Consider the following 23,029-nt stretch of genomic DNA (forward strand, 5'->3'; position numbering starts at 1 on the left):
CATAAAATGAATAAAGACTGCTAATTTTTGTGCACTTTGATTATGTAGAAGTAGGGGGGATGACATGAAAGACAATACGCCTAAGAAAATTTTATTTATTCAATCAGGAATTCCTTTTTATTACCCAATGATCGAAGCAGCAATTTTGAATAGTTTACAAAAGGTAAACAGTAATACAATTATGGTGAACCCAGAACGAGCGATAGAAACCGCATTAAAAATGAAACCGGATTTTATTTTGGTACTCGGTGGTTTAAACGCGGGAATTATTAGTGTCATGCCAGTCCTAAAGAGTGCAGGTTTTACTACTGGACTTTGGCTGACAGATGATCCTTATTATACAGATGTAACACAAAATCTTGTTCCATATTATGATTACATATTTACGCAAGATTTAAATTGTATCAAGTTTTATAGAGCGTTAGGATGTAAAAATGTGTTTCATCTTCCATTAGCGGCGAATCAAGATGTGTTTAAACCTTCTCAGAAAGAAGATACATATAAGTATGATCTTAGTTTTATAGGCACAGCATTTGAAAATAGAATTACCTTTGTTGATTCTATTTCAGAGTATTTAGCAGAAAAAAACATAAAAATTGTGGGGTTCGGTTGGGAGAAGTTAAAGAATTATGAAAGATTAAAGGATAAAATACAACTCTTACCACTTGCAAAGTATGAAGATGCGTTACAATTTTACGTATCGACTAAAATCAATATAAATTTACACCGTTCACCAAATGATCAGGAATTGAATTGTAATGCTGCAAATATCCAAGCGTATTCAGTAAACAATAGGACGTTTGAAATTAATGCCGTAGGTTCTTTTCAATTAACTGATATACGCCCAGATGTATCAAAGCATTACATACCAGGTGTTGAAATAGCAACCTTTTACAGTGCACCAGATTTTATACAAAAAGCAGAGTATTATTTGGAACATGTACAAGAAAGAAAACAAATAGCAAAAAATGGACTGGATAGAACTTTGAGAAATCACACATATGATAAACGTATATTACAATTATTAAACTATATTAATTTCATAGGCGTGAAGATGTAGTTTAACCATTAATTTAAATGATAAGCGTTTAGTGCTTTCAACTAGAGTTCTAGTATTTATAAACATTATTTACGAAAAAGGGATTTGGATAAATTTGTAGAATTCATTTATTATAAAATAACAATTTTGCATTCAAACTAATTTACATCTAATAATTAGAGGAGATTAAAAATGAATCACTTTTTTGTAGAATTTGGCGAATATGAAGCAAGTGTTTGTGAATGGGGAGATAAAAGTAATCCTCAAATCATTTGTTTTCATGGTTTAGGAAGTACAAAATTAAGTTTTATCGAAATAGCGGAACTTTTAAAAGATAACTATCATATTGTATCATTTGATCTACCTGGACATGGGAAAACACCAAGTTTCGGGAAAGATGAAGATTACGGTGCATCTCATTTAACAAAGTGGGTAGTAGCATTACTTGAGCGGCTAGGAAAAGAAACCTTTCATATAGTAGCACATTCATGGGGAGCAAGCGTTGCGCTTCACTATGCAGCAGAATGTCCGGAAAAAGTGAATAAAATGGTTTTGTTAGATGGTGGTTATCATCATGGTAAAATGAATGCAGATTATTTTGCGCAGCTATATAAAGATGCGAAAGAAGGAGAGTGTCCACCACGATCCTTAGAGGAAGAAATCACCCATTACGAAAAAGATTTTGATGAATATATTGTTGACAGTAAAGAAGCATTCATTCAATCAGAAAAAATGGTTTACAGTAGATGGTCACCATTAATAGAACGTGCGGTTTATGATTTAATACGAGAAGAAGATAATAAAGTGAAATGGCATGCTAATGGCGATACCGCTAGAAGTGTAATTAAGTTTCAATATACGGTGTATAAAACGTTGAAATCGCATGAAATTAAAAATGATATTTTATTATTGTATTGTGATCTCCCACATAATTATTTAGAAATAAGAGAATTACAGATTGAGGAATTTAAAAAGCATATTGATATTACGACTAAGCTTTATATAGATACAGGGCACCTAATGCATTGGGATAGACCAGAAGAGATTGCTGAGGATGTTTTAAATTGGTTCATATAAAGAAGGTCCGTTGTTCGAATTTAAGCAACGGATTTTCTTTTGAAAAACTTAATGTAGTTGTCATAATCAGTTCCTTGTAAATAGAGATAATAAAGCTAGCTATAAGTCCAAACAGTTGTAAGCCTAATACCCCAAATTTCATGTATCTCAACTGTACCCCATATTAGAAAAAGCGATATTTTGATGCAAAGTTATCGTGCGAGCAAGAACGATTTTTGGCTTTTTATTATCGGCAGGATTATTAATTAGTTATCTGTTTTAAATAAAAAATATTATTACGTGACTAAACCTAGATTTCTTGATTTAAATATAGAGATATTGGGTTTTTATTTTTATAGCGTGTATTTTCCCTTTTAATCAAAAGCAAACTTTAAAAACAAATAAAAATATCAAGCATGTGAGCATCAAGAACGAAAGTGCATGGAATATACATTGTTAGCTTGATGGGTATGTGGCGCTACCCCTATGCCAATCAAGCTAACATTTTGAAATGCCCCAAAAACGAAAATTTCATCTTTTCATAGGTGTCCATGAGAGTTGAACTCATTTTTTCGTTTTGGGGTAATTTTGAATTCTTGAATTGATGGCAATATGGTGAGAACCTTTAATCGTAATCAGCATTATGATAATCGTTATTTAAGCTGGGCACTCTTCCATGGGGATGATATTCTATGTGAAAGGTATTATGTTATTACTTGTACTGAGGCTCTTCATGTTCAATTTGTTGAAGACGAGGATTTAAAGATTCAATAATTTCTTGAGTTTGTTGTGCTGCACCTGTATATAATTGTTTTGCTTGTTTGTTATCAGTATCAAGAACAAATCCTTCTAGGCATGCTTGAGCACTCTTTAATCCAGCGATAGTTTGTTTAAGTTTAGTACTTACTGTCATGTAGTATTCCTCCTTGTAAATGTACTTCAAAATATAGAGTGCCTATTTTGTTATCATCGTACGACTTCCAATTTTAGGGTTATGCGAATGAGAAATTTTATAGTTAATCATTCAAAGAAGGATTTTTTTAGCTAATAGATACATGGAATAGTTTTGTCCCAATAACAAAAACTAACAGAAATAAAACGATAATATATAAAGGAGATTAAATATGCTAAAAAAGATAGGAAGAATTTTCCGAGTATTCCTCTTTTTATTTATCGGTGGATGTTTAGTTCTGTTTGTTTGGGGTGAAATTGAAAGAATGATAGCCGAAAAAAATGGGGTATTTAGCCAGAATTCTAGTCAATACCCTATGCGTCAAAGTGATATTACTTTGTATACAGATGGGAAACAGTTAAACAATCAACTATTCTCAGATATAGAGAAAGCAAAGCATTACGTGCATGTTAACTTTTTTTCTATTGCTGATGATAAAGTAAGCCATCAGTTTCTAGAGTTATTGCGGAAAAAAAGTCAAGAAGGTGTAGAAGTATACTATGCTTTGGACAGGTTAGGTGGAATTTTACTAAAGAAAAAGGAAAGAGAATTATTAGTTAAAAAAGGAGTTCATTTTACATATTACAATAAACCTGCTTTCCCTTATCTTTTTTCTTCTTTGGATCATCGGAATCATCGTCGTATTTCAGTTATTGATGGAAAGGTTGGTTACATTGGTGGATTCAACATCGGAAAGAAGTATTTGGGAGAAAAAGAAAAACTTGGTTATTGGAGAGATTATCATCTTCAAATACGAGGAGAAGGAGTTCAAGATTTAGAACAACAATTTGTATTAGACTGGAAGAGAAACTCAGAGAAACCGATTCCGATACACAATGCGGTAAAGGAAAAGGGAGCAACCTCGCAACGATTTACTGCATATTATAGTGGAGAAAAACTTGGGCAAGATTATAAAATGCTGTTTCAACAAGCAAAAGAATCCATTATTATATTAACACCTTATTTTATACCAAAAGACAGAACTATTTGGAACGCATTAGTAGATGCAAGAAAGAGGGGAGTCCGTGTCAAAATTCTATTCTCACCTCATTCGGATGCACTATTAGTTAAAGAAGCAGCATATCCATATATCCGAAAAGCATTAAAACAGGGGATGGAAGTATATGGTTACAAAAATGGGGTGTTGCACGGTAAAGTATTTTTGATTGATGAAAAAGTATTGATGGTTGGGACCGTGAATTTTGATTCACGCTCGTTTCATTTAAATGAAGAAATGAACTGTTATATTCATGACCCTATCTATATTTCGAGAATAAAACCAGTGATTAATGCAGACTTACAAAATTCAAAGCAAGTAACATCCTCTGACGTCAACCAATTATCTATAAAAGAAAAAATAAAAGAAAAGGTTGCAAAAATATTTGAGTATTATTTGTAAAGACAATGTATTTTTATACTTGGATAACAGGGGCTATATGCTTAGTGATTTTACATATTCTCCATGGAATCAGCTGGGCAGTTGCTACAAGTTCGATAGAAAAGGCTGTGATTGATGTATTTCACGATCTCGTCGTGGAGAAGCAATGGCATGGCTTTTTAGATCTTTGGGTAATCTTAGGTTGATGGCGGTACCCCATCAACCTAAGAAAACAGGTCACCCCCAAAATGATAAATAGGCTTTTTTTACAATAAAACCTAAAAATTTCGTTTTGGGGCTGTTATAAAACTTTATCTTGATGGAAATGGGGCGGTACCCTGGTTTTAAGTTAAAAAAATCCCTGGAAATAAACCTTTTATAAATATGATTATTTTATTTCGAGGGGCTCCTTATAAATCTTAGCTATATATTTTACGAAATCAATGACGGGATAGTGTATGAGTGAACGGTGCTGTGTAAAACGGATCCCTTCTTTTTCCATTTTCGAAATGAGTTGTTCAATTTCCAACTCTTTTTGTTGTATCCTATTATAATTTTGATATACAATGTTTTTCCATTGATAGGAAGAACCGTGAAAAAAATTCTCTCCTTTTACCCTGTGACTAAATATAATTTCTATTTTTTCTCTACGTTGTTTTTCCTTCATATACGCTTCCGTTGACTGCATGTTTATCGCCTCGTCCCTTTTTGTTGTATCCTGTTTCAAACTCATCATAGCCAATGTGCATTAAGCTTGTTGGGAATTGTCGTTTAAGGCTATCTCATCAACTGTATTTTTTTCAAGCGCTTAATCTAATATATTGGATTATAATCTTACGTCTAAATAAGTTGATAGTGTATATAAAACACTATCAATCTTTATTATAAAACGATTCTTTATAGGCATGCACCTTTTTACACTCACCAAAATTTACAACATGACGAGTATCTTTATCCATGAATGTTATTCTGTATTTACTGAGGTTAGTTTTTTATTTTGACTAACTAACATATTGTATGCCTCAATATCTATTTTATAAAAAAAGAAAATAGATGTAACGGTCCCTCTTTTGATAAAAAAATTCTATGAAAATATAGCGCTCTTAAAGAGTTTTGTTACAAGTTTGTTATGTTGGATTAAAAAAAAGGAAAGTAATATTTATTTGTAGAAAATTTTTAGAGATAAAAATAAGCTGAATATTCATGGTAAGAAAAGGGGGCACTTATATGCTAACAAATGATTTAGATTTCCGATTAGAACCACGTTTAAAAGAACTGTATGAACAACATAAAATAAGAGCGCAGAAGATAGACTGGGGTTATCATGAGTTTTTACCATGGGATAAGGGAATGGACTTTAAAAGAGTTCCTTGGGATGAAAGTCAAGTTACTCTCCCTTCTGGTGTAATTACGGCCATTGAAACAGCTTTATTAACAGAAGTGAATTTACCGTGGTTTACAACGTATTTATCTGCGACTTTTAAAGGTTCCCTTTCTGTTATTACAGACTTTATTCATACTTGGACCTCAGAAGAGGATCAACATTCGAATTTATTAGAGACATATTTACTACTCACTCGAAGTGTAAACCCTAAACGTATACATGAATTAAGAAAATCAGTCGTTGAGTGTGGATTTGAGCCTGATTTTCATACACCAATCGAAGCCATGACGTATACGACGCTACAAGAACTTGCAACAATGGTGTTTTACAATAATGTAGCTAAGGTGGCAAGTAAGCATGATCCAGATCTTGCTACATTATTACGCCGTCTTGCAAAAGATGAAACACTTCATTATGCGTTTTATCGAGATGTTATTCGAACACATTTAGAATTGGAACCAAATTATTGCTACCATATTGCCAATGTGATTAGGAATTTTAAAATGCCAGGTGCCGTCATGCCTGATTTTGAAAATAGAATGGCTGTGATTGCAAAAGAAGCAAACTATGGGCCACTACAATATTTTGATCAAGTACTTGATGTAGTGGTTGAGTATTGGGGGTTAAAAGACTTACGACCAATTGCCCCTCTAGCAGAAAAAGCAAGAATTGAGATTTTGGAGTATCATATAAGATTGAAAAAAATACGGGATCGATTTGGCCGTTTTCAAGGAAAAACTGATCTACGTTAATGAGTAGAGATTTCAGAATATGCGCGTGGGAATTCCCTTTTCTTTTATTTGAAATCTAGAACGCTCTCTATTATATTGCGGCTGTTTTACTTAATTTAACTTCTAAATAAAAAAGTGATTGACACCAAAAATAAACTCATGATATTATTGAATATTTGATAAAAAATAACATATGTGTTAAGCTTGAGAAGGTTACCACATATGGAGGTGGGTTATATGTTTCAAATTGGCGATAACATTGTTTATCCAATGCACGGAGCAGGTATAATTGAAGCCATAGAAGAAAAAGAGTTCTCAGGGAAAAAGCAACTTTATTATGTCATAAAAATGTCCATTAGTAATATGCAAATCATGATTCCTAAGGGCAAAATATTGAGTTCGAATATACGCCCAGTTATTGATATACTTACATTAACACGCATTATACACATTTTTCAGCATGGAGAATCAGGCGAATTAATGCCTTGGAAACAAAGGTATAAAGTAAACACAGATAAAATAAAAACGGGTGAAATACAAGAAGGTGCTGAAGTTATACGTGATTTAATCCGTATAAAGAAGGAAAAAGCACTGAATACAAGCGAAAAAAAATTGTTGGATGATGCATATAAATTTTTGGTCAGTGAGCTAGAATTAATTAAAGGAATCACTGAAAAACAAATAAAAAGTTTCTGTTGAGATTTATTATAAATACTGTATGACATCTCTCGGAAATATCCTGAATTTTCTGGGTATATGTTGATTATTAAAAGGAAAGTATTTCAAAGATATTCAATTTCTTCAACTCACTTTTAGAGTAGATACCTCTTTTGTTATTACTTCAATCTAATCCATTTTTATTTTTAAATTTCTTTTACGAACGTTTGAAGTTTCATCAAATAACTCGATTAAATAGTCACTTGATTTTTACAATCCTGATTCACACTGGCACGGACAAGGAGCCGTAAGGATGAAAGAGAGGTAGGGCTTTCATTGTTTTAGGTAAATACTATCTAAGTCATTATTTCTAGAAGAAAAACAATCAATCTCACCACTATCTGTAAGAGTGCCTTATATCTACTGAGACGGTGAATAGTAATTGTTTATCTTCTTTACGTAAAATTGATAAACGAACTGGTAACACCATATGGTCAACTACAAAAAATTGGTTTCCAGAACAGGAAACCAATTTAAATTTTATTTACATACCAATAGTAAATTAAGCAGTAAGAAGGAGTATACACATGAAAAAAATGTTAACAAAAGAATTAAGTAATGAATTAAAGAAGCGAGAAGGGATCATCTCTATTACAGTTGAGTCTTATGAAAAAATCGAAGTTGGTGGAATTCGTGTAGATGGACCAGCTATTATTCTAATTAATCAAGAATAGGTAAAAATAGTTGCATACAAGGAGAAAAGGATCGGCCTTTAAGAGAAGGGGGATCCTTTTTGCTTGTTGCAGCTAATATGGGATATACATAACTTTTATCTGATGTGTTGGGATTAGAAGGAAGGAGAGGGTCGGGATTATCATGGTGGAGAGCTTAGTATTGGTAGGATTTCTTTTTACGTTATATAAATTAGTTGATAAAAAACAAACTAATTATTTAAAACGATAGAGTGTTTCCTTTTTAAGGGCTAGATTTATTTGAGAGTGAAATGGATTATTTAAAGGAGGAATTTAGATGGATGCAAGGAAAGAACGCATAAAATACGAGAAGATGTCAAAGAATTATGATCGTATTTATTTAGTTTCGTTTATCCTATTAATTGTACTTGTTTGTAGTAGTGTGATTATCATAGGAGCTACAGGGGGAAAATATGGAGTGTTTTTATTGTTAGCAATTTTACTTAACGCACGTATTACGAAAGAATCTCAAAAAAAGTATGAGTACTATTCTAATAAAGGGCGTATTTAAAATGATACATATCCTGAAAGGAACAACCTAGATGTACATTCAAAATATCCCTATATTCTCACCTATTAACTAGTAAAAGTAACTTTATATAAATAATTTTTTAGCAATGTAGAAATAGAAACCGTATCTTATTAAAATGTTATTTCCGTTCATATAATGAATTATCCTTCTAGCATATTTATAAGATCGTATATTAGGAGAAAGAATGCGAGTTAGAAAGGAGTCTTATAGAATGAGTTATTTGGAGGGAAATGACTTTAGTAAACAAAATATGGTAAGTGTGCCTAATCCCTATGTATATCAGACATTACAATCAGTAATTGGTAAACATGTGGTTATTGAAACTGTAAGAGGAAATATAAGAGGTAAATTAAAGGATGTGAAACCCGATCATTTGCTCATTGAAGATACGGTGCCATATATTGTACGCATTCAACAAATTGTATGGATTATGCCAAAACAATAATCAAATTACATGTAATTTGATTTATAACTGATTAGCGTCATAGAGCATCAAATAAAAACACAGGGTTTTATCTCTGTGTTTCTTCAAATTTTCGTTTTTGGATATATGCTTGAGCATGGATAATTTCTTTCTGAAGTTCTTTTAATTCTTTCGTAGATCCAGATTCAATTCTCATGTACGTAGTAACTAGACTAATCATCATATCCATTTTCTCTACTATATTTTGAATGACCTGTTCAGATTGCTCTTTTTTAGGGTGTTGTATTGCTATTAAAGCATTTTCTATATAATTGTTCTTTCGTTGCTGGATATCATAAATAAACTGTTTTGTGTTTGAGTTCATTTGTTATTCCTCCGTTTTGGATATACTTCTATTCTATCATATTTGAATGGAAAATATTAGATTACCTAAATTCACACCTGTCTCGGTTTTAAGGTATTCATAATGTGTTCTAAATCAACTTTGCTGTACTGAGACTGTTTTTTTTACTGTTCCACTTCGAAAGTATTCAGGAAACTCATTTTTGATATACACTATATTATTTAGTTTAAGTCGCGATATATAATAAACGCCTCGTTGGTCCATTTGATCTAAATCTTCCAGTGAATAATAGCATAAATCCCGAATACATAAATCGCCAGGTCGTAATGTTGCTAAACATTCTGTTCCAAAGGTCTTATCATTGTTCTTACCTGATTCAACTTAAAAATTTAAAACCTGTCCACTATGTAAATCATATTCTAATTGAATCTTTATACCTGCTGTTTGTGCACAACCACCTAATCCAGGATACACACTAGCTAAATGTTTTGGTACTTGAAAAATCGTCGCATCTAAAATACGAATCCGTTGAAAATAGGTAATTGAAGAGCTTGGAATCACTGATGTTTCACAAATTTTATTTTTTAATAATATAGAGAAGATATGTTTTAAAAAGCAAACATCCTTCTTATTGAAGCGTTTATTTAGTCCTTCTGGACTCATAAGAGTTCCTGTAACAGCATGAAGTTGACTACACAGTCGAACTAAGGAATCACTCGCTACACGTTGACTAATCCACACACAAATAATAGCTAAATCCTGTCCTGAAAATTTACGCTTTCTTTGTACAAAAGCTAGTTCTCTAGCGAGTTTTTCTAAAAATGATGGGGTAAGATGTTGATGTAATTCTTCAGCAAATAATTGTAGCTCGCTTCGAATTGAAAGATTCATAAAAATCTCATCCTTTCTAATAATCAAGCTTGTTTAGAAAGAATAACGTTTTTTTATACCTGAGGATAGTGAAAACTTTGAGTTTTCCTTACAAATATCGTGAATTCATTTCGAATTCGCGCAGTTTTCTGTTAATTTAAAGAGATAAACTTGGATATATATGCTAATATCAGGGGGGGGTTGTAAAGAAAACTGGAAAAATGGAGGCAATTATGAAAACTTTCATATATATGGTGAGACACGGGGATTCACCGAAATTTGGAAAAGAAGAGATAAGAGGATTAACTGAAAAAGGAAAATTAGATGTTCAACGAATAACAGATGTATTACAAGGTGAGGGAATCGACGTTGTTATCTCGAGTCCATACAATCGCTCAATTCTAACTGTTCAGCAGTTAGCGAAGCAACTAGGACAAGAAGTTATAGTATTTGAGGACTTAAAAGAGAGAATTTTTATTACTGAAGAGGAACGAATGTCGGATAAAGAATTATTCCCTTTGATAGAAAAGTCATTCATAGACCCCGACTTTTCTTTAACGGGAGGAGAGTCGAATGTCGACTGTCAGAAACGTGCTATAAAAGTTTTAAAAGAATTATTAAACACCTATCGAGGACAGAAAGTAGTATTAGGCACTCATGGAGCTGTAATGACTTTGATGATGGGGTATTATGACAGTAAGTATGATTTGAATTTTTTACTACAGACATCAAAACCAGATATATATAGAATGGAATTCAATGGGCAGGAATTGGTGGAAGTTAAAAGATTGTGGGAAATTTCATAGATTGACTTTATTCATCCATAGCTTACCTAAATGACGTGTATTATAAGAAAAAGGGTTACTGCGGTAACCCTTTTTCTTATGGCATTGATTTCAACAATATAAAAATTCGGTTTCTTAGCGTACAAAACTCACGTTTTGTTCTTGCTATCCCGAGGTGAAATGGGAGGGAATGTTTTGGGCAGAATATTTTTAAAGTTATTTTTTAAATCAATCCTATTTGTTTTCTTATGCGGTATTGTTGTTTTTTCTATATTTCAGATTATTTTTGTCTGGAGTGTTTCGACAGGATTAGGGAGAGATGATATAGTCGGATTTTCTGATAATAAGTATGTAATTGGTCGTCCGCCTGTTAGCTATAATTTATATAAAAAAGATAGTGGGGAAACTATATTAGATAATGTTATTGGTTATAAAAAAGGGAAAACTAAAAGCTATATTCGGAATGAAATTGAATTTGTAGTGATAAATGAGACAAAGGGTAGCTATGAATTGTATAAAATAGAAAAGGCTTCAGAAAAAGATATAGAACGGCTGAAAGAAATGAAGAAATTAGAATAAAAGAGACTATCTGAAAGGTAAAAATGTACACTTGTTATTGTTAGATCTAAAAAATGGTTTAGACTGATAACTGGGTTTTATTTTATGAAAAGAATTATTATTAAAATAAAGCATTAGGGGTTCAGTCCCATACCCTCAAGCTAATATTTTGAAGTGTCCTCAAAACGAAAATTTTCTTCGTTTTGGGGAACTACCAATTTCTTAAGTTGGGCATGGGGTATCGCCACATGCCTATCAACCTAACAAAACAGCTTACCCCCAAAACGATAAAAATGAATTTCGGTGTTATAAAAAAAACAAAATTCCCGTTTAGGGGATACGATAAAATCTTAGCTTGATGGGCATGTATCTGTACCCCTAGTATGTCAATTTTAATCTGTTATGAGAAAACACACGGTTTGTATCATCTTATGGTAAAATAAAGTTAAATATTTAGAAAATTCAGTCTTTAGATAGGCAGGATGATAATTAAATAAGATTTAAGTGATGGAGGTATAGTTAATACATGAGTAATGTACATTTTAAAGATATAGATGATACTAATGAATTCAAAGTTAGAAATATAAAATTAAGGTCTGGACAAGAAAAATTTATTGAAACCGTAGATGAATGTTTAAATGAAGCTAATACCTATCATGAATGGCATCCAGTAGCTATATATTATGATGAAGAAATTATCGGATTTGCTATGTACGGTTCTTTTGGTCCTAATAACGAGGCTTGGATTGATAGAATAATGATAGATGAAAAATATCAAGGCAAAGGCTATGGGAAAATCGCTATGATGAAACTTATTAATATAGTTTCAAAAGAATATGGCGTAAACGTTATATATTTAAGTATCACTGAGGAAAACAGAACAGCTTATAACTTATACGAAAGTATAGGATTCGAGTTTATGAATGAAAGAGACCTAAATAATGGAGAACTCTTATTTAAGTACGCAATTAAATGAGAGCCATTTGAAATCGATTTTTTCTTTACCAAAAGGTAAAGAAATGTTTACTATTCAACTCTTATAGGAGTAGCTCCCCATTGCTATCAAGATAGCAGAACAAAATTCCCTTAAATTAAAAATTACGCTATTCTATTTGTAGAATCATAGGAAAGGATAACGCCTTTTTTGCTTTATGGATAGTGCAAAACCTTAGTTTTATAGCGATGTAGCGGTACCAAATAGCCGTTTAATAATTATTTATGCCACCTTTATATATCTATATAATCAAACGTTATTACTCATTTTTAATTGCTCTAAAAGATAATCACGGACATTCACAAAAATACATTGTTTTTTAAACTTAATAATAAGTATTTCAATTCAAATTCTTGATAAAAAATCTTAGTGATATATAGTTTAAACTCATCTAAATTAGGCTTTTCTGGGCTTTATAGCATATTTAAAGGAAGTTTAAATTTAGAAAATAAATGATCGTTTTGGGCAAAAATCGAAACTTCTTCTCTAGTTAATCGATCATGAAATGCAATTAAAAATTTTTCTTAAGGCATTTACTTGTTCTTCTTCAGTTTCAGCTGAAGTTACAAAATAAAAAACAGGAAAGTTCGCAAAAAATAAAATAATCAAATTATTATAGAAATAATGATAGTGTGAAGCTTATAATTGAACTGGGTGATTAAAAGTGACTATACAAAATGAAAAGATAATTGATATCTGTGATAACCGCAGACTATTAAATAAATATTCACGTAACAGTATTCCAAGCGTAATCTTCATAGCAGGGTTAGGCGATAGCTATGAGACATGGAAAAAAGTCCAAGACCGAATATCGCAAAAAACATCAACCTTTTCCTATAACAGGTCGGGTATTGGCAGGAGTCAAGTCGCATCCGTCCCGACGACTTGCTATGATCTAGTCGAGGAGCTCAACGAATTGTTGCTAGCGCTTGAAGTGGAGAAGCCCTATATATTGGTGGGGCATTCTTTTGGTGGTTTGGTCGCTAGATTATATGCCAGCCTTTATCCACTGAACATCTGTGGTATGGTTTTGGTTGACGCTGCACCGGAATATAAAGAACTTGCCTATGAAAAGGTTCTACCCGAAAATCTGCTTGCAAGAAATAGGGAATATTACGAGAATCCTATGTTGAATAGTGAGAAGATTGATAAAATACAAAGTTATAAGCAAATCGTTGATCATTCAAATCAAAGTAACCTCCCTCTTGCAATTATTACAAGAGGTTTACCTGACAATGTTGAAGAGGGATGGCCATCTCAAGAAATATTGAAAATTGAGCAAAAACTCCAAGCAGAATTCCAATGGCTATCAACGTCAAGCAAGTACCGGATTGCTAGTCGAAGTGGACATTATATTCATCATGATGAGCCCGAAGTTGTTATAGAGGAGATTATGTTAATGTTGAAGGAGATGGGGAAATGAGCGATACAAGGATTAAATTGATGCTGGATTTACAAAGAATTGAGAAGGATGAGTATCAGTTACACGAAGGTGAGCAGCATCAAGATTTCTTACCTTTGTTACTTCAATATATTGGAGATCCTCAGCCAGAATTACGGGATAACCTGATTTATTCGATGTTTTATATGTGGATTAAGGAAGAGAATAGATTCAGTGAAGAGGAGTTACGAAGCCTCTTAACTGTTCTGACTGATGAGAACCATTTGTTCTATGGTATTGGTAGCGAGGATGATCAGTCAGTTTTTACAAGGACGTTCTCTGCCTTACCTATCGCTTTGATTGTGCAACGCCACAGACAGAATCCATTTTTTAATCAAGCGGAAATTGAGCAATTAATGCATGTGATGCTCCGTTATTATAAAGAGGAGAAGGATCTGCGAGGTTACCTTTCAGTAGGAGGCTGGGCTCACAGCGCGTCTCATGGTGCGGATGTTTTTGTTGAGCTGGTGCAGTGCGAGGAGAGCAGCGTCGCAATGCTGCGTGAGGTTCTTGTCGCTATTTCTGGCATGCTTCATAATGGTAGACACATTTTTAGCGATGAGGATGATGAGCGGTTGGTAAACATCGTGGATACGATGATTGACAAAGAGTTACTTCCACATCAAGAAATCGCTAATTGGATTAGCGGCTTAGCGCAATGCTGCAATTTGCCGAGAAGTCGCAGTCAGGTGATTGCTCGCGTGAACAGCAAGAATTTTTTACGCAGTCTCTATTTCAGAAGGGGACAAGATAGCCGAGGGAATGAGCTTAACACGGTCATACTTGGTACTGAGGCAATATTAAACAAGTTTTCTTTCAGTTAAAGGGTTAGAGGGGCCGTCCCCATCGCTATCAACTTAAGAAGAATAAACGCCACCAAAACAAAAAAAGCCCCAAATTTTTCTTAAAAATAAGTTGGGGCTTTTGAACCAGAAAAGTATGTTTTTAACTATGAAAACTACGATGAATTTTTCCTTTTTTCCTACTTGCTAAATTCAGCAAGTAAAATATTTTTAAAAGGATTAGGACTGTCAGTTCTACCCAAACTATTCCAATTGACGACCAACGTATGCTTGCCTCCAAGTTTACCTCCAACAAGAGTAGTAAACCCTAGAATGCCACCTGTGTGTCCCCATATCGAGACACCGCTTGGAAGCTTAGTTTCATAGATTCCAAGACCATATCCATCGATTCCTTCTTTTCCTGTAGGAACTGTAGTAAGCATTTGTTTTAGTTGCTGTTCTTTCAGTAATTTGCCACCGAGCAAGTAAGAGAAGAATTTGTTTAAGTCGTCAGCAGTAGAAATCATATCTCCAGCAGAGCTACCTGCACTTGGGTTATAATAAGTAACGTCTTTTAGCTCACTTGCTCCGTCTGGTTGGTCATATCCACGGGCATGGTTGGTGCCTGGAATAACGCTTGAATTGCCAGGTAGGAATGTATTCGACAATTCAAGTGGTTCAATAATCCGATTTTCAATCTCTTCCGCATAGCTGTTTCTGGTTACTTTTTCAATAAGAATACCCAGTAATACGTATCCTGTGTTTGAATAAGACCAGCCCTTTCCTGGGTCAAAGTCTGGGGGCAAAGAAATCCCCATCTTCACTAACTCTTCAGCCGTATACGATTTTTTTGTATCCGTAAAATCAGCTTCTTTTGACCTTGAGTATTCAGCGATACCACTTGTATGGTTCAATATCTGCCGGATAGTAATCTGGTTACCATCATATCCATTTCCTTGAATGACACCAGGCAACCATTTTTCGATGGAGTCGTTTAGATTCAGGCGGTTCTCTCCAGCTAATTGAAGTACAACTGTTGCGGTGAACGTCTTCGTCACACTGCCAATGCGAAAGCGAAAATCTGTTTTCATTGGTTTCTTGGTTCTCAGATCCGCTATCCCAGCGGCATAACCCCACGTTCTTCCACCCTCAGAAGTTTTAGCAAGTATTCCCGGGTATCCAAGTTGCAATGTATCCCGCATTGCTTGCTTGACGGAAGTACGATCTCGTTGAGTATTTGTTTGTAACGAACTAGATACATTTTGAGTGGGCTCTGCTTTTACAATTGAGGTTGGTGTTGTATATAACAGGGAACTTCCAGCTATTAAAAGGGCCAGACTTGCACAAGTAATTTGACTACGTATTTTCATAAGGCATTCCTCTCCTCTATTCATATTGTATAAGTGTTTGCTTACTGTTCCTTACTTCCTGACAAGACTTAGGGAAAGGCCCTCACGCATATAGATTAAAGCCCCAGTACAAAGGTATCTATCAATACCAACAATTTGAGCCATTTAAATCTCCATCCCTTCTATAACAAAATTAGTCAAAGGTATGAAAGCATATTATGTACCCGTAGTTATTGTTAGGATTAACACAACAGGAGACATAACCCCAACCCATATTTTACTTTATTTATCCATAATATGTATTGAGAAAGAATGTAAATTCGAATCCTTTCCGTACCCCAGCTATTGATCGTTTTTTTCACCTATTATAATTAGTTATTTAGAATTTCATAATAAAAAACTGTAAAAAAATAACGAGTCCCTTAACGAACAGGAAGTGGTCGAAAAATATGTCTATAGCACAATTTTCTTTTTTGATATGGTGACCCCATCGCCATATCAAAAAAAGAAAAGCATATACCCCAAAAACGAAAAAAACGACTTTGTACTAAAGTTGCTAATAATTTTTGCTCTGAAGTATTTTTCTTTTTTAGTTGTTAGATGAGAATCATATATCTTAATAGGTTTTTTGTATTATAAAAAAATTCAGATATTTACACGGATACCAATAGGTGATATTATATAAAAAATAAATGCGATGAAGAGAAGAGTAAATATAGTGAATTCTATACAGAGAACCTTGGTAGCTGAAAAAAGGTTAGAATTTCTTTATTGAAGCAAGCCTCAGAGCAGCACGTCGGAACCTTTTAGGAGGGGGGTGATGTGACGGGAGCTCCCGTTATAGAGCTAAGGTATAAGCATTTTTAAATGCCGTACCTGATAAGGTTAATATGGCGACATATTAATAAACTAGGGTGGCACCGCGATGATAAATCTCGTCCCTAAGACTTCAAGTCTTGGGGGTGGGATTTTTTTATTTTGTTTTAAGTATTGCATTCTATCTGATTATATTTTAGGAGGAATTCAATTGAGTTTAAAAAAAACATTGGAAACTTGGCGGTATCCATCTATCTTATTGTTTAGTATTGGTGTTTCAAGTGTTGGAAGTTGGGTTTACTTTATTGCTCTAAACCTAATCGTTCTTAACATAACAGAATCGGCAATTGCTGTCTCTGGTTTATATATTATTAGGGCTTTATCAACATTGTTTACTAATATTTGGTCAGGAAGTCTTGTAGATCGTTCAAATAAAAAATATCTCATGATAGCACTAGGTGTCTTTCAGACTATGCTAATTGCATTATTACCTTTCTTCTCTTCTTTAGGGCTTATATATGCTATGGTCTTTCTTATTACAATAGCGAGCTCTATGTACCACTCAACATCGGTAACTTATATTACAAAGTTAATACCAATAGGACAAAGAAAACGTTTCAACTCTTTACGTAGCCTACTTGATTCCGGAGCATTTTTGACTGGACCAGCAATAGCGGGAATGATGTTTACAATTGGTACACCTAATATGGCTATTTATATCAATGCTGGAGCTTTATTTTTATCTGCATTAATTACAGTGGGAATGCCTAATGTTGAATCCTCTGCACAGTTAGAAAAAACATCAGATACAACAAAATTATCTCTTAGGTTATTAATAGATGATTGGAAGCTTGTTATTGGATTTAGCCGTAAGTTTCTATATGTCATGATAATATATCTTTTATTTAGTGCGATGGTAGTCATGATGACAGCTACAGATTCGTTGGAAGCTGCTTTTGCAACTAGGATACTTTCTTTATCTGAAGGTGAATATGGAATTTTAGTCAGCATTGCTGGAGCAGGAGTATTGGTAGGTTCTTTATCTAATGCAATAATTAATGAAAAAATACCTACCTCATGGCTTATGGGTATGGGTTCCTTAATAACTGCAGTAGGTTATATGATTTTTACATCTTCTAATACCTTTTTTATAGCATCTGTAGGGGCTTTTGTTTTATCATTTGCTACTGCCTTTTCTAATACCGGTTTTTACACATTTTATCAAAATAATATACCTGTTGATGTGATGGGCAGAGTTGTCAGTATTTACGGGTTTATTGAGGCTTTTTTAATTATTACAGTTACTGTAATCTTTGGTGTTTTTTCAGAGCTTATATCTATACGATTTGTTGTAGTTTCAGGAGCATTTGTAATGTTTTTGATATCTATCATACTATTTATTTGCAGTGTTCAACCATCAAAAGCAAAATTCTATTCTAATTCAACTGAGCTTAAAGATTCGTTTCAATAAATTCTTTTTTAAATAAATAAAATTAAATAATTGTAATGAAATAAAAAGGATCTTTACTGAAAGATTCTTTTTATTTCCGATAACGACGGTCATGTAAACATAGGTAAATAACAGAATTAATTGTTAAACGGCTATATAAAGTACTGCTTTAAAGCTAAAGTTTTGCACTATCCATAAAACTAAAAAGACGTTATCCTTTCTGTAGAATCATAGGAAAGGATGGCGTTTTTGTATGTCTATTTCTGTATCTGATGAATTACAATTATTTGCTCAAGAAATTCAAAACTTCTTATCTCCAAATTTCTTACGAGATCTTGCTAGAGATGTTGGTTTTGTACAACGAACCAGTAAGTACCAAGAAAAAGATTTAGTAGCTTTATGTGTATGGATTAGTCAAAATGTCGCTAAAACCTCTTTAACTCAGCTATGTAGCTGTTTAGAAGCATCAACAGAAGTGCTCATCAGTCCTGAAGGGCTGAATCAACGATTTAATGCCACAGCCGTGCAATTTCTACAACAAGTGTTAGCCGAACTTCTCAATCAAAAGTTATCTTCAACTAAGCTGTTCTCTTCTCCATACACTTCTATTTTCAAGCGTATTCGTATCCTAGATTCAACTGCATTTCAACTTCCCGATGTATTTTCATCTGTTTATCCAGGTGCAGGAGGATGCAGCCATACAGCGGGGGTGAAGATTCAGCTTGAGTATGATCTATTAAGTGGACAGTTCCTACATATTCATACAGGTCCAGGTAAACAACATGATCGAACTTATGGTTCGCTGTGTGTCCCAACTGTGATAGCGAATGATTTATGTATCTGAGATTTGGGTTATTTTCACTTGAAGGATCTTCAACATATACAAGATAAAAAGGCTTACTATATCTCTCGTATTAAATCCAATACACGTATTTATCAAAAAAATTCCACTCCTGATTATTTTCAAGATGGAAGGATCAAGAAAGGTACAGAGTATATACAGATAGATATGGAGGTCTTAATGAACTCTCTTCAACCAGGACAAACATGTGAAATATCCGAAGCTTATGTAGGAATGACTGATAAAGTACCAACTCGTGTGATTATTCATTGGCTAACAAAAGAACAACAACAAAAACGATTACAAGATCAAATTGTAAGAGAAAAAAAGAAAGGAATGAAGTATTCTCCTCGTAGTAAACGACTCAGTGGTATCAATGTATATATGACAAACACCCCCACAGATACTGTCCCGATGGGACAAGTACATGATTGGTATTCTTTACGTTGGCAAATTGAAATTTTATTTAAAACGTGGAAATCATTTTTTCAAATTCATCAGTGTAAAAAGATAAAACGAGAAAGATGGGAGTGCCATTTGTATGGACAATTGATTGCCATTCTACTCTGTTCTTCTATCATGTTTCAAATGCGGCAATTACTTCTTATGAAAAAGAAACAAGAATTGAGTGAGTATAAGGCCATATATATGATTAAAGATTATTTTCTTCTTTTTTTCCAAGCTATACAGAAAGACACCCAAGAGCTATCAAAGGTTTTACTTCGCCTGTTCAGCCTCCTACAGCAAAACGGACGGAAATCTCATCGATATGAGAAAAAAACGGTCTTTGATATATTAGGTGTCGTTTACAATTGTACCCTGTCTGATAATCAAGCCGCTTAATTCAAAAAAGCGAAACCCGTTAGGGTTTATTTCGTATGCAAATCTTTAAATTCCCTATACGTAGTCTTTAGAAAAAGGAAACAACCTCTACTATAATTGACGTTGTATGAGCTTAGCTTGATAGCGATGGGGTATCGCCAGCATTTGGGGAAAAATCAAGCTAAGCAAAAATAAAATAAGCCATCCGTTTGGACAGCTCATTTACATAATTCTCGTTAGCGGGAGTTATCAATAATTCATATATGATAAAACTCTTAATTTAGTAATTTGCGTAGTACAAGCCGTAACCAAATCTATTATCTGACATACCATATGAAGGTAACTTTAAATCGATAAAAAAGTTGCAAAGGAGGTGAATATAAAGTGGCATCATTTGAAATTGGAGCAAGATCTCTTTTCAATTTTCGAAACCAACGTTTTTTCTTATTAGTTGAAGATGAAATTACAATTCCAGATAAAGGTGTAGAAATTGATCCAGTTAATATCTACGAAATTGACGAGCAAACTTTCAATCTTATTAGAGATGAAGGTGATACACCTGTAATTGTACCAAGTGATGAATTTCCAACTGTACCACCTGGATTTAAATTAGAACGAAAATGTATTTTTACAGTCGATAATGCATACTTTGTAATCTATGATTTAGAAGATGGAACTGATAACAACGTCCTATTAAGAATCAGTGCAGCTTTATTTAACTCATTGAAAAATTCCGGTGTTCGTGAATGTGTACCTCAAAATTTCATTTGAGAACATAATTTGATTAAACCTCAAATGGAATACCCTTTGAACAATTTAACCCTTAGTAGAAAACTACGAGGAATTAAATTGTTATGTAAAAAGTTTTTTTAATTATTAGCAGTTTTTGGCGGTTCGGCAGGTACAATTGCTAGTCCAAGTCGAGCAACCTAAGAAAAGCAAATACCCCAAAACGAGAAAATTAGCATATCCAGGTGAAAATGTACAATTTTTTTGTTTTGGGGGTATTCTGAAATTCTTAAGTTGATGGGCATGCAACTGTACCCCATATTAGAAAAAACGATATTTTGATGCAAAGTTATCGTGCAAGCAAGAGCATTACAGTTCTATCACCAATTCATTTTTTGATATAATAGATGCGTGGCAGGAAATAGATAGAAAGATACTGCTAGTAATTTATACTTAAAATGTAGGGAGATTGAACAGAGTTATGGGGAATGAAAAAGAAATTAGTTCCGCTAAATTAATATGGAAGATGACGCGCCCGCATACATTAACGGCGACGTTTTCTCCTGTAATTTTAGGAACAGTAGCATCGCTTTATGTTGCCGAAATTCATTGGCTTTTATTTATTGCGATGATGGTTGCATGTTTAGCATTGCAAATAGCAACGAACTTATTTAACGAGTATTATGATTTCAAACGTGGATTAGATACCGCTGATTCTGTTGGCATCGGTGGTGGAATTGTCCGTCATGGATTGAAACCAAAAAATGTTTTAACAGTTGCGCTTTTATTGTATGTAGTAGCAGCAATTATTGGAGTTTATATTTGTATGAATAGCAGCTGGTGGTTAGTCGTCATTGGTTTAATTGGAATGGCGGTTGGCTATTTATATACAGGTGGTCCATTACCAATTGCGTACACTCCGTTTGGAGAATTAGTTTCTGGATTGTTAATGGGGACATGTTTTGTACTCATCGCTTTCTTTATTCAAACGAATACGATAACGATTGAAAGTGTATTGATTTCCATTCCAATTGGAATTTTAGTCGGTGCAATTAACATGTCGAATAACATCCGAGATATCGAAGAAGATATTAAAGGTGGAAGAAAGACATTAGTAATCCTCCTTGGGAGAGAGAGAGCAGTAGTAACATTAGCTGTAGCCTTTTTCATTGCTTATTTATGGATCGCTGTGATTGTATTGATGGGTTATATAAGCCCTTGGGCATTAGTTATGTTCCTAGGTTTGAGAAAGCCAATCTCTGCCATTCAAAGTTTCCAAAAAGGGGCAAAGGATCCTGGGTATATGCGCATCGCCATGAAATCAACAGCGATGACAAATACGATTTTCGGCTTCTTATTATCAGCGGGGTTATTAATCAGTTACTTGTTTTAAATAAAAAATATTGTTAAATAACTTAACCCCAATTTCTCATTTTTAATATGGAGAGATTGGGGTTTTATTTTGAGTTTTTTAACGTTATAAACTATTCTCATTTGAAATGCAAATACCAATAAATTGCAACTTCATCATTTTCAATATCCAAACCTTTATAAACAAGAAAATCAAACCCACCAATTACAAATCCACATTTTTCATAAAATTTACATGCTGCGACATTATTATTTTGCGTTTCAAGCATAATACCTGGCATATTGCCTTCTTTTGCCCATTGCTTTGCTTGGTCAACTAATCTTTTACCAACTCCGAGTGTACGATATTTTTTATCCACCGTTATATCTTCTATGTAAGCATAGTGATTCCAATTCTTTTTCAATACTATGAATCCAATGATTTGGTTATGTAGCAGTGCGATGTAAATTACTTGATTAGGCTTATTAATATATTCATTGTACGCCAGTTCTTCATTATCATTTTGTAAATAACTTTTTTCATAACTCGGAACGTCTTCTACTGTATATTCTATGCGTCTATTTACTTTTGAAAGAGAAAGAATTAACCGAGCATTCACTATAAAACTGTCATCAATCTCAGGGAAATTGTCTAAATCATTTGTTTCTAACTCTCTAATTAAAAGGCTCATTGGGATACCTCCAAATAATAGAATTTCTTCTGGTTTTTTATTTAATTCAAATCTATTTTAATTACAAAATTATAATAGAATTTCAATAGTAAGGCTATCATTACAAGCTCTTCCTGAAATTATTAAATTGTATAAAGAGCAAGGGTATGAATTTGGGATATACAGTGATGAGGGTCATTTTCGTTTAAACTTCCAGAATGATCAACGTCTATAGTATAAGCTTATTTCTTTTAAAAAGTGTTTTTATTACTAAATCAATACCTAAGACAAAAGTCGATTTACTATTTTATAAAGAAATCGGC

The 23,029-nt window shown here is 33.5% G+C and carries 21 protein-coding genes, 4 pseudogenes and 1 other annotated feature; of the genes and pseudogenes, 18 read left to right on the plus strand and 7 right to left on the minus strand.

Annotated features, from left to right (window positions below; all coding sequences use genetic code 11):
- Positions 1 to 64: 64 nt before the first annotated feature.
- Both DN394_RS25240 and DN394_RS25245 read left to right on the plus strand, forming a co-directional pair.
- Positions 65 to 1,060 (plus strand): CgeB family protein, encoded by a 996-nt coding sequence (locus DN394_RS25240; RefSeq protein ID WP_098953385.1) that lies wholly within the window; start codon positions 65 to 67, stop codon positions 1,058 to 1,060.
- Between the two features lie 171 nt (positions 1,061 to 1,231).
- Positions 1,232 to 2,116, plus strand: a complete 885-nt coding sequence (locus DN394_RS25245; RefSeq protein ID WP_098953386.1) for an alpha/beta hydrolase — start codon at positions 1,232 to 1,234, stop codon at positions 2,114 to 2,116.
- Between the two features lie 691 nt (positions 2,117 to 2,807).
- Here the strand turns inward: DN394_RS25245 and DN394_RS25250 are convergent.
- The gene (locus DN394_RS25250) at positions 2,808 to 3,008 is read right to left on the minus strand and encodes a DUF1657 domain-containing protein (RefSeq protein ID WP_000218935.1); all 201 of its coding nucleotides are present in this window, start codon (positions 3,006 to 3,008) and stop codon (positions 2,808 to 2,810) included.
- Positions 3,009 to 3,219: 211 nt separating this feature from the next.
- On the opposite strand from DN394_RS25250, the gene DN394_RS25255 reads away from it, so the two are divergent.
- Positions 3,220 to 4,446 carry a phospholipase D-like domain-containing protein gene (locus tag DN394_RS25255; RefSeq protein WP_098953388.1) on the plus strand — a complete coding sequence of 409 codons (1,227 nt, stop codon included), beginning with the start codon at positions 3,220 to 3,222 and terminating at the stop codon, positions 4,444 to 4,446.
- Between the two features lie 367 nt (positions 4,447 to 4,813).
- On the opposite strand, the gene DN394_RS25260 is transcribed toward DN394_RS25255, so the two are convergent.
- Positions 4,814 to 5,113, minus strand: a complete 300-nt coding sequence (locus tag DN394_RS25260; RefSeq protein WP_098953390.1) for a hypothetical protein — start codon at positions 5,111 to 5,113, stop codon at positions 4,814 to 4,816.
- A gap of 539 nt (positions 5,114 to 5,652) precedes the next feature.
- On the opposite strand from DN394_RS25260, the gene DN394_RS25265 reads away from it, so the two are divergent.
- The 5 genes from DN394_RS25265 (at position 5,653) to DN394_RS25285 (ending at position 8,926) form a co-directional block, all read left to right on the plus strand.
- Complete coding sequence (locus DN394_RS25265) at positions 5,653 to 6,561, plus strand: acyl-ACP desaturase (RefSeq protein WP_000957101.1); 909 nt, start codon at positions 5,653 to 5,655, stop codon at positions 6,559 to 6,561.
- Positions 6,562 to 6,777: 216 nt separating this feature from the next.
- A complete protein-coding gene (locus tag DN394_RS25270) occupies positions 6,778 to 7,239 on the plus strand; it encodes a CarD family transcriptional regulator (protein WP_000486298.1) in 462 nt (153 codons plus the stop codon).
- 545 nt (positions 7,240 to 7,784) lie between these two features.
- Positions 7,785 to 7,931, plus strand: a complete 147-nt coding sequence (locus DN394_RS25275) for a BC1881 family protein (protein WP_000738548.1) — start codon at positions 7,785 to 7,787, stop codon at positions 7,929 to 7,931.
- A gap of 295 nt (positions 7,932 to 8,226) precedes the next feature.
- Positions 8,227 to 8,460, plus strand: a complete 234-nt coding sequence (locus DN394_RS25280) for a hypothetical protein (protein ID WP_000340034.1) — start codon at positions 8,227 to 8,229, stop codon at positions 8,458 to 8,460.
- A 232-nt stretch (positions 8,461 to 8,692) separates the two neighbouring features.
- The gene (locus DN394_RS25285) at positions 8,693 to 8,926 is read left to right on the plus strand and encodes a YuzF family protein (protein WP_000120818.1); all 234 of its coding nucleotides are present in this window, start codon (positions 8,693 to 8,695) and stop codon (positions 8,924 to 8,926) included.
- 67 nt (positions 8,927 to 8,993) lie between these two features.
- Here DN394_RS25285 and DN394_RS25290 read toward each other — a convergent pair whose 3' ends face one another.
- Both DN394_RS25290 and DN394_RS25295 read right to left on the minus strand, forming a co-directional pair.
- Entirely contained in the window at positions 8,994 to 9,269 is a 276-nt protein-coding gene (locus tag DN394_RS25290) for a hypothetical protein (protein WP_001087713.1), read from the minus strand.
- 77 nt (positions 9,270 to 9,346) lie between these two features.
- A pseudogene (locus tag DN394_RS25295) lies at positions 9,347 to 10,139 on the minus strand (IS4 family transposase); the annotation flags it as partial.
- 212 nt (positions 10,140 to 10,351) lie between these two features.
- Between DN394_RS25295 and DN394_RS25300 the strand changes: the two are divergent.
- From DN394_RS25300 to DN394_RS25310, 3 genes are all read left to right on the plus strand, one after another.
- Positions 10,352 to 10,924 (plus strand): histidine phosphatase family protein, encoded by a 573-nt coding sequence (locus tag DN394_RS25300; RefSeq protein ID WP_064460030.1) that lies wholly within the window; start codon positions 10,352 to 10,354, stop codon positions 10,922 to 10,924.
- Positions 10,925 to 11,098: 174 nt separating this feature from the next.
- A complete protein-coding gene (locus DN394_RS25305) occupies positions 11,099 to 11,482 on the plus strand; it encodes a hypothetical protein (RefSeq protein WP_000532580.1) in 384 nt (127 codons plus the stop codon).
- Positions 11,483 to 11,987: 505 nt separating this feature from the next.
- Positions 11,988 to 12,437, plus strand: coding sequence for a GNAT family N-acetyltransferase (locus DN394_RS25310; protein WP_149294354.1), 450 nt, complete (start codon positions 11,988 to 11,990; stop codon positions 12,435 to 12,437).
- A 267-nt stretch (positions 12,438 to 12,704) separates the two neighbouring features.
- Here DN394_RS25310 and DN394_RS29890 read toward each other — a convergent pair.
- A pseudogene (locus DN394_RS29890) lies at positions 12,705 to 13,064 on the minus strand (DUF1878 family protein).
- Between the two features lie 55 nt (positions 13,065 to 13,119).
- Between DN394_RS29890 and DN394_RS25320 the strand changes: the two are divergent.
- Both DN394_RS25320 and DN394_RS25325 read left to right on the plus strand, forming a co-directional pair.
- Positions 13,120 to 13,878, plus strand: a complete 759-nt coding sequence (locus DN394_RS25320) for an alpha/beta fold hydrolase (RefSeq protein ID WP_075313662.1) — start codon at positions 13,120 to 13,122, stop codon at positions 13,876 to 13,878.
- A complete protein-coding gene (locus DN394_RS25325; RefSeq protein ID WP_063223209.1) occupies positions 13,875 to 14,720 on the plus strand; it encodes a DUF2785 domain-containing protein in 846 nt (281 codons plus the stop codon). The genes DN394_RS25320 and DN394_RS25325 overlap by 4 nt, the downstream gene beginning before the upstream one ends.
- 158 nt (positions 14,721 to 14,878) lie before the next feature.
- Here the strand turns inward: DN394_RS25325 and DN394_RS25330 are convergent, their stop codons facing one another.
- A complete protein-coding gene (locus DN394_RS25330) occupies positions 14,879 to 16,048 on the minus strand; it encodes a serine hydrolase domain-containing protein (protein ID WP_149294355.1) in 1,170 nt (389 codons plus the stop codon).
- 667 nt (positions 16,049 to 16,715) lie between these two features.
- Positions 16,716 to 16,973: a binding site (T-box leader), on the plus strand.
- Between the two features lie 81 nt (positions 16,974 to 17,054).
- Here DN394_RS25330 and DN394_RS25335 point away from each other — a divergent pair.
- From DN394_RS25335 to menA, 4 genes and pseudogenes are all read left to right on the plus strand, one after another.
- Positions 17,055 to 18,314 (plus strand): MFS transporter, encoded by a 1,260-nt coding sequence (locus DN394_RS25335; RefSeq protein WP_149294356.1) that lies wholly within the window; start codon positions 17,055 to 17,057, stop codon positions 18,312 to 18,314.
- A gap of 232 nt (positions 18,315 to 18,546) precedes the next feature.
- A pseudogene (locus DN394_RS25340) lies at positions 18,547 to 19,977 on the plus strand (IS4 family transposase).
- A gap of 363 nt (positions 19,978 to 20,340) precedes the next feature.
- The gene (locus DN394_RS25345; protein ID WP_000135755.1) at positions 20,341 to 20,727 is read left to right on the plus strand and encodes a hypothetical protein; all 387 of its coding nucleotides are present in this window, start codon (positions 20,341 to 20,343) and stop codon (positions 20,725 to 20,727) included.
- A gap of 439 nt (positions 20,728 to 21,166) precedes the next feature.
- Entirely contained in the window at positions 21,167 to 22,078 is a 912-nt protein-coding gene (gene menA / locus DN394_RS25350; protein WP_149294357.1) for a 1,4-dihydroxy-2-naphthoate polyprenyltransferase, read from the plus strand.
- Between the two features lie 97 nt (positions 22,079 to 22,175).
- Here the strand turns inward: menA and satA are convergent, their stop codons facing one another.
- On the minus strand, positions 22,176 to 22,727 hold the full coding sequence (satA, locus tag DN394_RS25355; RefSeq protein WP_149294358.1) for a streptothricin N-acetyltransferase SatA: 552 nt from the start codon (positions 22,725 to 22,727) through the stop codon (positions 22,176 to 22,178).
- 97 nt (positions 22,728 to 22,824) lie between these two features.
- On the opposite strand from satA, the pseudogene DN394_RS29595 reads away from it, so the two are divergent.
- Positions 22,825 to 22,941: pseudogene (locus DN394_RS29595) on the plus strand (polysaccharide deacetylase family protein); the annotation flags it as partial.
- Positions 22,942 to 23,029 lie beyond the last annotated feature (88 nt).

It is taken from the genome of Bacillus sp. BB081 (assembly GCF_008368895.1).
Classification (GTDB): domain Bacteria; phylum Bacillota; class Bacilli; order Bacillales; family Bacillaceae_G; genus Bacillus_A; species Bacillus_A wiedmannii.

Excerpts from the sequence above, each read along its gene's own strand:
- DN394_RS25240 (WP_098953385.1), top strand. The coding sequence starts at position 65 with ATGAAAGACAATACGCCTAAGAAAATTTTATTTATTCAATCAGGAATT.
- DN394_RS25245 (WP_098953386.1), top strand. The coding sequence starts at position 1,232 with ATGAATCACTTTTTTGTAGAATTTGGCGAATATGAAGCAAGTGTTTGT.
- DN394_RS25250 (WP_000218935.1), bottom strand. The coding sequence starts at position 3,008 with ATGACAGTAAGTACTAAACTTAAACAAACTATCGCTGGATTAAAGAGT.
- DN394_RS25255 (WP_098953388.1), top strand. The coding sequence starts at position 3,220 with ATGCTAAAAAAGATAGGAAGAATTTTCCGAGTATTCCTCTTTTTATTT.
- DN394_RS25260 (WP_098953390.1), bottom strand. The coding sequence starts at position 5,113 with ATGCAGTCAACGGAAGCGTATATGAAGGAAAAACAACGTAGAGAAAAA.
- DN394_RS25265 (WP_000957101.1), top strand. The coding sequence starts at position 5,653 with ATGCTAACAAATGATTTAGATTTCCGATTAGAACCACGTTTAAAAGAA.
- DN394_RS25270 (WP_000486298.1), top strand. The coding sequence starts at position 6,778 with ATGTTTCAAATTGGCGATAACATTGTTTATCCAATGCACGGAGCAGGT.
- DN394_RS25275 (WP_000738548.1), top strand. The coding sequence starts at position 7,785 with ATGAAAAAAATGTTAACAAAAGAATTAAGTAATGAATTAAAGAAGCGA.
- DN394_RS25280 (WP_000340034.1), top strand. The coding sequence starts at position 8,227 with ATGGATGCAAGGAAAGAACGCATAAAATACGAGAAGATGTCAAAGAAT.
- DN394_RS25285 (WP_000120818.1), top strand. The coding sequence starts at position 8,693 with ATGAGTTATTTGGAGGGAAATGACTTTAGTAAACAAAATATGGTAAGT.
- DN394_RS25290 (WP_001087713.1), bottom strand. The coding sequence starts at position 9,269 with ATGAACTCAAACACAAAACAGTTTATTTATGATATCCAGCAACGAAAG.
- DN394_RS25300 (WP_064460030.1), top strand. The coding sequence starts at position 10,352 with ATGAAAACTTTCATATATATGGTGAGACACGGGGATTCACCGAAATTT.
- DN394_RS25310 (WP_149294354.1), top strand. The coding sequence starts at position 11,988 with ATGAGTAATGTACATTTTAAAGATATAGATGATACTAATGAATTCAAA.
- DN394_RS25325 (WP_063223209.1), top strand. The coding sequence starts at position 13,875 with ATGAGCGATACAAGGATTAAATTGATGCTGGATTTACAAAGAATTGAG.
- DN394_RS25330 (WP_149294355.1), bottom strand. The coding sequence starts at position 16,048 with ATGAAAATACGTAGTCAAATTACTTGTGCAAGTCTGGCCCTTTTAATA.
- menA (WP_149294357.1), top strand. The coding sequence starts at position 21,167 with ATGGGGAATGAAAAAGAAATTAGTTCCGCTAAATTAATATGGAAGATG.
- satA (WP_149294358.1), bottom strand. The coding sequence starts at position 22,727 with ATGAGCCTTTTAATTAGAGAGTTAGAAACAAATGATTTAGACAATTTC.